Origin of the sequence: Synechococcus sp. Cruz CV12-2-Slac-r (assembly GCF_024346075.1) — a bacterium.
Classification (GTDB): Bacteria; Cyanobacteriota; Cyanobacteriia; order PCC-6307; family Cyanobiaceae; genus Synechococcus_D.
On sequence record NZ_JAGQEK010000066.1, the window covers coordinates 1 to 9,700 of the forward strand.

At 49.7% G+C, this 9,700-nt stretch carries 13 protein-coding genes; 6 read left to right on the forward strand and 7 right to left on the reverse strand.

Features of this window, described 5'->3' with window-relative positions; genetic code table 11:
* Both KB557_RS06595 and KB557_RS06600 read right to left on the reverse strand, forming a co-directional pair.
* The coding region (locus KB557_RS06595; protein ID WP_255132503.1) for a metal ABC transporter solute-binding protein, Zn/Mn family at window positions 1–361 on the reverse strand (361 nt) is incomplete at its 3' end.
* Window positions 362–402: 41 nt separating this feature from the next.
* A complete protein-coding gene (locus KB557_RS06600; RefSeq protein ID WP_255132505.1) occupies window positions 403–912 on the reverse strand; it encodes a hypothetical protein in 510 nt (169 codons plus the stop codon).
* A 62-nt stretch (window positions 913–974) separates the two neighbouring features.
* On the opposite strand from KB557_RS06600, the gene KB557_RS06605 reads away from it, so the two are divergent.
* Window positions 975–1,190 (forward strand): chlorophyll a/b-binding protein, encoded by a 216-nt coding sequence (locus KB557_RS06605; RefSeq protein WP_255132528.1) that lies wholly within the window; start codon window positions 975–977, stop codon window positions 1,188–1,190.
* A complete protein-coding gene (locus KB557_RS06610; protein ID WP_255132508.1) occupies window positions 1,187–1,390 on the forward strand; it encodes a hypothetical protein in 204 nt (67 codons plus the stop codon). Before KB557_RS06605 ends, KB557_RS06610 begins: the two co-directional genes overlap by 4 nt.
* Here KB557_RS06610 and KB557_RS06615 read toward each other — a convergent pair.
* Window positions 1,385–3,436: a glycogen-debranching protein gene (locus KB557_RS06615; RefSeq protein WP_255132511.1), complete on the reverse strand. Its 2,052-nt coding sequence runs from the start codon at window positions 3,434–3,436 to the stop codon at window positions 1,385–1,387. The two genes, KB557_RS06610 and KB557_RS06615, sit on opposite strands and share 6 nt — an antisense overlap.
* Window positions 3,437–3,521: 85 nt before the next feature.
* Between KB557_RS06615 and KB557_RS06620 the strand changes: the two genes are divergently transcribed.
* The 4 genes from KB557_RS06620 (at window position 3,522) to KB557_RS06635 (ending at window position 5,831) form a co-directional block, all read left to right on the forward strand.
* A complete protein-coding gene (locus KB557_RS06620; protein ID WP_255132531.1) occupies window positions 3,522–4,130 on the forward strand; it encodes an MBL fold metallo-hydrolase in 609 nt (202 codons plus the stop codon).
* Between the two features lie 74 nt (window positions 4,131–4,204).
* Window positions 4,205–4,480 (forward strand): HU family DNA-binding protein, encoded by a 276-nt coding sequence (locus tag KB557_RS06625; protein WP_255132513.1) that lies wholly within the window; start codon window positions 4,205–4,207, stop codon window positions 4,478–4,480.
* 5 nt (window positions 4,481–4,485) lie between these two features.
* Complete coding sequence (gluQRS, locus tag KB557_RS06630; RefSeq protein WP_399218772.1) at window positions 4,486–5,457, forward strand: tRNA glutamyl-Q(34) synthetase GluQRS; 972 nt, start codon at window positions 4,486–4,488, stop codon at window positions 5,455–5,457.
* Window positions 5,458–5,486: 29 nt separating this feature from the next.
* Window positions 5,487–5,831 carry a lactate dehydrogenase gene (locus KB557_RS06635; RefSeq protein WP_255132516.1) on the forward strand — a complete coding sequence of 115 codons (345 nt, stop codon included), beginning with the start codon at window positions 5,487–5,489 and terminating at the stop codon, window positions 5,829–5,831.
* Here the strand turns inward: KB557_RS06635 and KB557_RS06640 are convergent.
* Genes KB557_RS06640 through KB557_RS06655 form a run of 4 tightly spaced genes read right to left on the reverse strand, consistent with a single transcriptional unit; the run spans window position 5,828 to window position 9,617 of the window.
* Window positions 5,828–6,508, reverse strand: a complete 681-nt coding sequence (locus tag KB557_RS06640) for a hypothetical protein (protein ID WP_255132519.1) — start codon at window positions 6,506–6,508, stop codon at window positions 5,828–5,830. The genes KB557_RS06635 and KB557_RS06640 overlap by 4 nt on opposite strands.
* 10 nt (window positions 6,509–6,518) lie before the next feature.
* The gene (locus KB557_RS06645) at window positions 6,519–7,157 is read right to left on the reverse strand and encodes a M23 family metallopeptidase (RefSeq protein ID WP_255132521.1); all 639 of its coding nucleotides are present in this window, start codon (window positions 7,155–7,157) and stop codon (window positions 6,519–6,521) included.
* Window positions 7,158–7,216: 59 nt separating this feature from the next.
* Entirely contained in the window at window positions 7,217–8,728 is a 1,512-nt protein-coding gene (locus KB557_RS06650) for a sulfatase-like hydrolase/transferase (RefSeq protein WP_255132523.1), read from the reverse strand.
* Window positions 8,729–8,753: 25 nt separating this feature from the next.
* Complete coding sequence (locus KB557_RS06655; protein WP_255132525.1) at window positions 8,754–9,617, reverse strand: bile acid:sodium symporter; 864 nt, start codon at window positions 9,615–9,617, stop codon at window positions 8,754–8,756.
* Between the last annotated feature and the right edge of the window lie 83 nt (window positions 9,618–9,700).

Consider the following 9,700-nt stretch of genomic DNA (forward strand, 5'->3'; position numbering starts at 1 on the left):
GGGTGGTAATGCCACGGCTTGAATCGATAACCAGCAAATCTTTGTTATCGGCGGAAGCAATTAGCTTGCCCAGGAATCCTTCCATCCCCAAACCATTTTTAACTAAAACTTTCGCCTGGCGCAGGGCGTTCAAATCTGCCGGTTTTGCTTGAAAATCGTGGGGTCCACTATTAGCTGGGATGAGGGCTTGCACCTCAGCGCAATTGCCTGCTACCGCCTTGGTAAACAAGGTAATCGGCAAAAAGGTTGTAAGAACCTTGAATGGTTTTGCGCTTTTATTTGCATCGTTGCAGGCCCCGAGGCTTAAAACTAAAACAATTGCCAGCCCAGCGGCATAACGTAAAAAAGCAAATAAGCCCATGGGAGGCTGAGAATGATTCTTATTCTAGCAAGAATCCCCGCCTAATTCAAAACCGTGAGTTGTTTCAGGTTGAGGGCCTTCACCCAGCGAGCTAAAGCCTCTGTATCTGCTTTATCCGGCAAGCAAATGCAACCCACCCCCGGCAGGCAGGTGTGGATGCCCAGGGCGCTGCGGGTGGTGGGGAAATTTGGCAGCAGATCTAACCAGTAACTGTTATCCCAAGGCTCCGGCTCCCCTAAGCGATAACTACCCGGCGGCAGGGGTGCTGCGTTGCCAGGGCTCCAAAAGCGGTCTGCCTTCTGTTTTTCAGGAGCGCCGCTAGCTGCGCGCCAACGGGCCACCACCCCGCCATTACGTTTGAGCTCCAAGTACCAGAGCTGATCACCTCTTTCGTGGCGGCCAGGCACCCTTCTGAATACCAATTCCGTTGCCCCTGGTTTGAGCAGAGCAGGCGTTGGGCCCCGATCACCGGGCAGGTTTGCCAGAGAAGGAGGGGCACCCAGCAAAAAACCCAGCATTAATAGTGATCCACGCCAACTGAATCCCGCCATAAAGCCCCCCAGAGCTGCAACACAACTATTTTGAGGTGTTGTCGTTAAAAGGTTTCAAAGTGATGCCAAATCAATTTCAATACGAACCGATTGAAAAATTTGGGGAGGGGCTCACCACCCGGCGCCCCTGGAATAACAAAGCCCTTGCAGCAGTTGAACTTCTCAACGGCCGGGCTGCCATGGTGGGTTTTGCCGCAGCGCTTATTGGTGAATTGCTCAGCGGCCACGGTGCTGCTGGCCAGGTGTTATCAATTGTGCGTTGGTACTTGCAACTATGAATCCAAAAATAAAATTAGCGGCTTATGTGAGCGTTTGGGTGTTGATTTGGGGCATCGCCGCTTCCCTTGCCGATCTTGTTTTGCTGAATCGCGATATTTACAGCAGCGGTAGCCTCGGCCAAGTAATCACATTCAGCTCCTACGGAGCAGCGTCGGTTGTGTTGGCATTCAAATTAGCTAAGCGTTTTTTGAATTTATAGATTTAGCTCAATATTTCCTGCCACCAACAACATCAAGCTGCGGCTTTCCATAGGAGCAGATGGCGGTCGCCAAATTTGTGGCACGGCTGGTAGATCTTCATCGGCGGGTAAAGCCGTATCGATAACTCTTTTCCAGCCGCTGGAGGAATTGGGAATATCGAAATGCAACGCTTTGAAGTAAGCATTAATCCCACACCAATAACGAGGCCCTTCTGCTGCTGTTTGCACACTCCAAGCAAACCCATGCGACCAGCTAGCCCAATCGGGTTTTCCTAATTCCACTCCATGCCATTGCCGCCAAGGAAATTGCGTATTCTCGATCTCTTCAAGGGGCACATCAGGATTAATAAATGCACGCAATAGTTGCCGCACACGCAACAATCTTTTAACAAAAGTGCGTAGATTTTCGGCCTCGGAATCAACCTCCCAATTCATCCAACCCAAGGGATTATCTTGACACCAACAATTGTTATTTCCCCCTTGGCTGCGGTGCTGCTCATCGCCCATAAGCAGCATTGGCACGCCGGGAGAAAGTAGCAAAGTTGTAAGCATATTTCGTGCCTGGCGGTTGCGCAAGTTGCTTATGCCGCGATCTGTACTCGGGCCTTCTACCCCGTGATTCCAGCTGTTGTTATGGGAATCACCATCGCGATTATCTTCTCCATTAGCTAAATTGTGTTTATCATTATAGCTAACTAAATCATGTAATGTAAATCCATCATGGGCGGTGATGAAATTAATACTTCTGCCGGCTGGAGCAGCCTTACCATTGAATAAATCAGGGCTTCCACTTAAGCGCTCTGCCATATTCCAAGCGGTATTTTCATCCCCTTTCCAAAATCTTCTTAGATCATCCCGATACTTACCATTCCAAGTGCCAACCCTTTTGGCAGGAAAATCGCCAAGGCGATATAAACCGCCGCAATCCCAAGGCTCCCCCACTAATTTCAAATCAGCGAGTTCAGGATCCGCCTCCATTTCTTCAAATAGAGGGGGATGATCAAGGGGGGTGAGATTTTCACCACGGGTTAATGCCGCACCAAGATCAAATCGGAAACCATCTACCCCTAATTCCAATGCCCAGCAGCGCATTGATTCCAGGATCAACTGGCGCACTATGGGGCGATTTGCACCAATACTGTTACCACAACCAGAAACATCTTGATAACTACCAGTTTCCGATTGAAGGTAATAGGTTTGATCGGCAAAACCACGCCAACTCAAGGTGGGGCCCTTATCACTTCCTTCAGTGGTGTGGTTATAAACAACATCCACGATCACTTCAAGGCCCGCAGCATGGCAAGCCTCCACAAGCGCCCTCACCTGATGGCGACCTTCTTGTGGATCATCACCTGATATGTAGGCATGATGCGGCGCAAACCAACTCAATGGGCTGTAGCCCCAATAGTTCAAACGCCCGGAAGGGGCATCATGGGGATCAAAGGCCATCGGTGGCAACAACTCCACTGTTGTGATACCAAGGCTTAATAGATAAGGAATGCTATCGATTAAACCAAGGAAACTGCCACGGTGATTACTGCCTGCAGGGCTATTTTCGGCTTTTGTAAAACCGCCGGGGTGCAATTCATAAACAACAGATTGGCGCCAAGGGCGACGGGGTCTTGGAAAGCGCTGAAAATCAAACCGCTCCCGTTCAGTTACCACCGCTTTCAAACAATTAGCAGTGTTTAGTTGATCGCCAGTTGCAAGTTCTCTCTTATAAACATCCCAACCGGTAATCGCCCGAGCGCAGGGATCTAAAAGCACTTTTGCAGGATTAAATCCATGGCCAGTGGATAATTTGGGGCCAAATACTCGATAACCGTAACAACAACCAAATCCCAATCCCTCAACTTCCACATGCCAATAATCACCGCTGCGATGATTAGCATCAAGCGTTAGTACATTAAAAGGTTCAGGAGAATTGCCATTTTCAAATAACAATAATTCCACCTTGGTGGCCTGCGGCGCAGCCACCACAAAATTGACCCCTGCTTCAGTTTTGCTACTGCCTAGGGGCCAAGGCCTCCCGATTCCGAAAGCCATCGAACCTCTATTTCAATTTCACTTTAGCTGCATCAGGATTTAGTTTCTTTTTATGGGGATTTGCCAACTTAAAAACAACTTGTGGGTGTTTCCCCCAAGCCGAGATAGCGCAGGAGGTAGCGCCTGGCTACTACAAAGCGCCTTGGGATGTTCGGTGCTTGTGGATGTTCCGTTGCTGAATGATGCCAATAAAGCTTTTTTACAAGCCCAACCCCCCGGCTTGATCCTGCTTACCCACCGTGGAGGGCATGGCCAGTGCCAACGCTGGCAAGAGTTTTTGGGCTGGCCGGTGCTGCTGCAGGAACAGGAGGCTTATTTATTGCCAACATTGCAACAGCGCTTTTGCTTCAGCCGCAATCACAGCATCGAGCCTGGCTTGAATTTGCTCTGGACTCCTGGCCCAAGCCCTGGTTCCTGCTCGCTGCACTGGAGCCAAGGCAGCAACGATGTGTTGTTCTGCGGGCGCTTGCTTTGGCCTGCTGTGGGTGGCGGGGTAGTGCTTCGCCGCAGTAATAACAATTTCCACTGGCCCCGATTGCAACGCAGTGTTCAACAATTAGAAGCCTGGTTGCCACAGGGCTCACCGGCTCAAATCGCTTGCGCCGCAGGGCTTGGGGCCCTTCGCGGTAGCAAGCTTATCGAGCAAGGGGCCCAGGCACTGCAGCTGAGAACCACTGCGAATGCTGGAAATTAAGGTTGCGCACTCGTTGCAAGCTCAATACGATTGCGGAGTTCCACTCTCAACAAGAGCATTTCAACTACTTCGTTATGAACAAAGCTGATCTTGTTAATTTGGTAGCTGCCCGCACTGAGCTCACCAAAACCGATGTGTCTCAGGTAATTGATGCGGCAATCGAAACCATTGTTGATTCCGTAGTTGAAGGCAAAAAAGTTTCCATCCTTGGTTTTGGTTCCTTTGAATCAAGGGAACGCTCTGCTCGCCAGGGTTTGAACCCAAAAACCGGTGAAAAAATCGCTATCCCTGCCAAAAAGGTGCCTGCTTTCACTGCTGGCAAATTATTTAAAGAACGGGTTCAAGGCTGATCAACTTGCTAGAAGCGCTCCCCGCTCATTTGAGGGGGGAGCTTTTAAGCGCCAAGGCAACTAGGCAAAAGCATCAACGGGGCAGATTTGCCCCCACCCCCAGCGGCCCACTCCATCTGGGCAATTTGCACACAGCGTTGCTGTCTTGGTTGTTTAGCCGCTTGCAAGGGGGCGAATGGTTCATTCGTATAGATGATCTAGACACGCCGCGCATTCAATCCGGCGCCGAAGCACAGATTTTTGCAGATCTAGCCTGGCTTGGCCTCGATTGGGATCCCCCCATTTGGCGCCAAAGTGAGAGAAGAGGGCTTTATTCCAGTGTGCTTTCGGCTCTGAGGCGCACCGATTTGGTTTACCCATGTAGGTGTAGCAGGCGCATGCTTGCCCACCTTTCTGCTCCCCACGGGGCTTGGCCTATTTATCCAGGTACTTGCCTTAATAAACGCCACAGCTGGGGGGAAGTGCAAGGAAAGCTGCCTAGCTGGAGGTTTCGTTTAGAGGCAAAAGTTTTGAATTGGCAAGAATTAGGTGCTGAAACCTGCCAGCTGAATGGTGCAACTGATGTGGGAGATGTGGTGCTAAGACGCGCCGATGGTTATTTGGCTTATCACCTAGCCACCGCCGTTGATGAATTGTGGATGGGTATAGATAGCGTTGTTAGAGGAACAGACCTTTGGGTTTCAACTGGCCCGCAAGTGGCACTAATGCAACTGTTGCAACAGGATCCACCACAGTATTGGCATGTGCCCTTGCTTCAAGATGAACAGGGCCAAAAATTGTCTAAAGGGCAACAAGCGCCGGGCTTAGCTACCTGGAGAAGTGAGGGGGGCACAGCAGAACAACTTATTGGTAGCTGGGCAGCTAGCAACGGCTGGGTGCCACCTGGCAGCACACTTAGCCCCTCAGATTTACTAAAAGAGCTGAAAAATAACCCCCAAAAATGGCTGGCACAATTCAAAGTTATGGGGTTGTTTTAAATTAAAGCTTCGCTCGCTTTTGGCGCCAAATGAAAAAAGCAGCAGTAGCTACCACCACAGCAAGGGGAGCAGCTGTGAGAAGCAGCAGAATAACGGCGGTCCAATCGGTATACATCGGCGTGTTGAACAACAAGTTGGGTGCAACCATCATCGGTGCTGCCTTGCTGATTTCACCAGTTCAGGCGGGAGTTGTATTCGACAACTGCAGCACTGCCAGTGATGGCAGCATCACCTGCGATACGCGTCCCACCGGCAACACCGCCACCGATGCAGTGGATGCCCAGTTCGGCTTGATGGATCAAGCCAGCCCTGGCTGGAATGAATTCATGCCATATCAAGGTTTCGACGACGACTTTGGTGGCAACTGGACCTAAATAGCTTCAATAAAACCAAGCGGCTGCCTTTTGTAGTTCAGGTTTAGTTGCCACGTTGGCAATTGAGGTTGTTGCCATAGGGGCGCAAAACACTGTTCTACGGGCAAATGCTGGTAAAAAGATTGCACCATGGTCGCCACCAGCCTGGCCGGTAAAGCCCCTCCACCCTGTTGGCGCTGTTTTGCCTCCGCCTGCAAACGCCAGCGCATTACCCGCCCAAGGCTGGGGGGACGCAGCAATAAAAGGCCATCAAGCTGCTGCCAAACGGGCTGATATGGCTGAAGTGCTGGCACACCTCTTGCACCCACGCACCAACCCTCCAGCAATAGCAACTTCCCTGCCAATAGGCGTTGCCCTTGGCGATCACCGGCGCCTGCCGCCAATTCCTTTGCAAAACAAGGGGCGATTGCCTTGCCGTGCTGGCGAAAATCAGCCAACACCTGCTTGAGTAGTTGTAAATCATGGCTGCCGGGCAAACCGCGCTGATGCAGCTGTAATTGCGGTTGGGGCCAATAAAGATCGTCTAGGGAGAGGCAAGCCACATCGAGATTGGATTGCAATTGGCATGCCAACCAACTTTTGCCACTGCCAGGTGGTGCGCACAAACCCAATATTTTCTGGCCAGCTGCCGCGCGATCCACGCACCAGTGCTCAAGCAAGCAGAGCGTTGAAACCACTACTTCCCTCCTATTGGGGAATCATCATCGGCATGGGATCAAGGGCAACCCAGCCATTGCCTTGGCGTTCACGCCATTCGAAATGCAAATGCGGCCCGCTTGCTACGCCCGTTTGCCCCACTCTCCCCAATAGGGAAGTGGGTTCCACCTGATCGCCCGGTTTCACATCAACAGCTGAAAGATGGGCATACAAACTTTGATTTAACTCGCCATGGGCCACAACCACGGTGATGCCATAGCCGGAAATTGTGTCTACCAAAAGCACCCGGCCGTTTTTAACCGGCCGAACAGCTTCCCCCTCTGGTGCCATCAGATCAAGCCCAGCATGCATGCGCCAAGCTTTGCGGCTTTCTGAATAACGCCACTTAAAAGCACTTATATCCAGAGCTGGTTGATCAAGGGGATAAAACAACAGAGCCGTGGCTCCAGGCTGCTTTTTTAAAGCCATCCACACCAACGGCGGGGGCGGTGAAGGTAAAACACGAAAGTTTTCCTCCAGATGGGCGGGAAGCTTGGTGTTCGAGCCCAAATCCGCCACCGGTGTGGTTAATGGAATCGCAGGGGGAGGGCTTTCATTGGCTAGCCCCAAGGCGAGAAGGGCGCCAATTGGCAAACAAAACCAGCGAGCCAGTGAATATTTGCCAATCATTAGCAATTGCTTTTGCAACTGCTCTGTTGTAGCGGCCTTAGCAGATAACCACCAGGGGTTTAGGCAGGTCCGCCAACAGCCTTTTCCAAGCGATCCATTACACGCTCCAAAGAGAAACTTGCTGCCTTCTGCCTTGGCGGATAGGCCTTAAAAGTAGCAAGGAATTCTGCAACAAAAGCCTGAGCGGGCACAATCAAGAAAATATGATCAAAAATCCAATCCCAATATGTATTAGAAGTGATATCAGCTCTTTCATAGGGATCTGTAAGCAAATTAAAGATTTTGGGCACCCTTAGTTCGATAAATGGCTCTGCCCAAATTTGACAGGTGCCCTGCACTCGCTGCTCCCTAAATACAAATTTCCAATTGTCGTAACGCAAGCCAACTAGATCGCCATCGTCTGAGAAGTAGAAAAATTCCCGACGGGGACTTTTCTCTGCTTTACCGGTCCAAAAATCAAGCATATTATAACCATCAAGATGGATGCGGAAGTTTTTATTTCCAACTTGATAGCCAGTTAATAATTTCTCTTTAATATCCGGCTCGCCCGCTGCTGCAAGCAGGGTTGGCAGCCAATCAAGATGACTACAGATACCGGTAATGTTGCTTCCAGGTGCAACATGCCCAGGCCAACGAATCATTGCTGGAACGCGATAAGCCCCTTCCCAATTAGTATTTTTTTCACTACGAAACGGCGTCATCCCAGAATCTGGCCAACTATTCATATGGGGGCCATTATCAGTGCCATACATCACAATAGTATCGTTAGCAATGCCAAGTTCATCTACTAAATTAAGCATTTCGCCGATACATTCATCGTGATAGATCATTACATCGTGATATTCAGATTGCCAGCGCCCCGATCTGCCTACATCTTGGGCACGAGAGTAGGTGCGGAAATGCATATGAGTGGTATTAAACCAAACAAAGAAAGGTTCTCCAGAGGCAACAGCATCACGGATAAAACGCTTGGCCTCCGCTATAAATTCATCATCTGCTGTTTCCATCCGCTTACGGGTTAATGGCCCGGTGCTTTCGATGCGCTGGCTGCCATCGGGATTAGCCCAACAATGAAGCACACCCCTTGGGGCAAAGCGTTTGCGGAAATTAGGAAATTCTGGATCATCCTCCTTTGGATAATCTCTCAGTTCAGGCTCTTCCTCTGCATTTAAATGATATAAATTGCCAAAAAATTCATCAAAGCCATGCATAGTTGGCAAATGCTCATCGCGATCACCAAAGTGATTCTTACCAAATTGACCAGTGCGATAACCCTGGGGTTTAAGCAATTCAGCAATGGTTGGATCATCATGGTGATATCCGTTTTCAGCTCCCGGCAAACCTACTTTTGATAAACCGGTGCGATAAACACTCTGGCCGCTTATAAAAGCAGACCGGCCAGCAGTGCAACTTTGCTCGGCATAGTAATGAATAAATTTTGCACCCTCCTTAGCAACACGATCAATATTTGGTGTTTGATATCCCATCAAACCGTGGCTATAGCAACTTAAGTTGCTCTGACCAATATCATCGCCCCAAAGAATAAGAACGTTTGGCTTTCCGTTTGGCACGCTTAGGATTCATCGCCTTCTTAGCTTAATGCTGGTTGAACGATTTGGCTAGTTTAAGGAATAATGAAGAGGTGAAAATTGTAATTAAAATATAAGCAAAAATGCCTACGCTAGCATCATTGAGCTGTGGGCCATAGGTACCTACAAGTAGCAGTGCCAAGCCTGGATTACGCATTGCCGTAACTAATGCAGCGGTGAAGCGAATGCTGCTATGCCTTGATGCCAAGCCATAGCCAATCAGCAAACTAAAAAGCACTAGCAAGATCATCAGCAGCAGCGCAATTGCATTGCTTGTTGTAAATATAAGCAGTTTTGGAGCGGCCTTAGCTAACACCAGCAGCACAACTAATCCCAAAAGAATATTCGAAATTTTTTCAAGTGAAGGTTCAATCTGGCGTGCCATAACAGGCTTAAAATGTTGCACAGAGAAGCCAAGAAAGAGCGGTAGCAACTGGGCTGTAGCCACCTGAACCGCCACATCAGCAGGAATAATTTGCCAGCCTTCAATATTAAATACCGCTCGAAAAATACCTGCCAGCAGGGGCACTGAGGCAACCGATGTAATTGCGGCAAACATTTGAAGCACTGCCGCAAGCTGACGATCGCCCCCGGACTTAGCTGCCTTGCGCAGGATTAGCGGCGCGCTAGGGCAAAGGGCCATCAAGGCAATTGCAAAACGGGCCGATGGCGATACGGTTTCAGCTAAAGGGGATTGCAGCAGCAGCAAAGCCAGCAGGGGAACCAGAAAACAAGATCCAAACCAAATACGTAGCAATAAGGCTGGATGTTTAACCCATTTGATCAAATCCGTGCTTCTTAGGCTCACTCCGAGGGTGAACATAATTACAAAAAGTGTGCTGCTTATTAAAAAAGCGGGTGAAATACTCATCTACCAGCGCTACTGATAATGAGTAAAATTATTGCCACAATGCCAATTAAGGTGATCATCACAGCAATGGCAGCTGCAAGCGA

Excerpts from the sequence above, each read along its gene's own strand:
- KB557_RS06600 (WP_255132505.1), bottom strand. The coding sequence starts at position 912 with ATGGCGGGATTCAGTTGGCGTGGATCACTATTAATGCTGGGTTTTTTG.
- KB557_RS06605 (WP_255132528.1), top strand. The coding sequence starts at position 975 with ATGCCAAATCAATTTCAATACGAACCGATTGAAAAATTTGGGGAGGGG.
- KB557_RS06610 (WP_255132508.1), top strand. The coding sequence starts at position 1,187 with ATGAATCCAAAAATAAAATTAGCGGCTTATGTGAGCGTTTGGGTGTTG.
- KB557_RS06615 (WP_255132511.1), bottom strand. The coding sequence starts at position 3,436 with ATGGCTTTCGGAATCGGGAGGCCTTGGCCCCTAGGCAGTAGCAAAACT.
- KB557_RS06625 (WP_255132513.1), top strand. The coding sequence starts at position 4,205 with ATGAACAAAGCTGATCTTGTTAATTTGGTAGCTGCCCGCACTGAGCTC.
- KB557_RS06635 (WP_255132516.1), top strand. The coding sequence starts at position 5,487 with ATGAAAAAAGCAGCAGTAGCTACCACCACAGCAAGGGGAGCAGCTGTG.
- KB557_RS06645 (WP_255132521.1), bottom strand. The coding sequence starts at position 7,157 with ATGATTGGCAAATATTCACTGGCTCGCTGGTTTTGTTTGCCAATTGGC.
- KB557_RS06655 (WP_255132525.1), bottom strand. The coding sequence starts at position 9,617 with ATGAGTATTTCACCCGCTTTTTTAATAAGCAGCACACTTTTTGTAATT.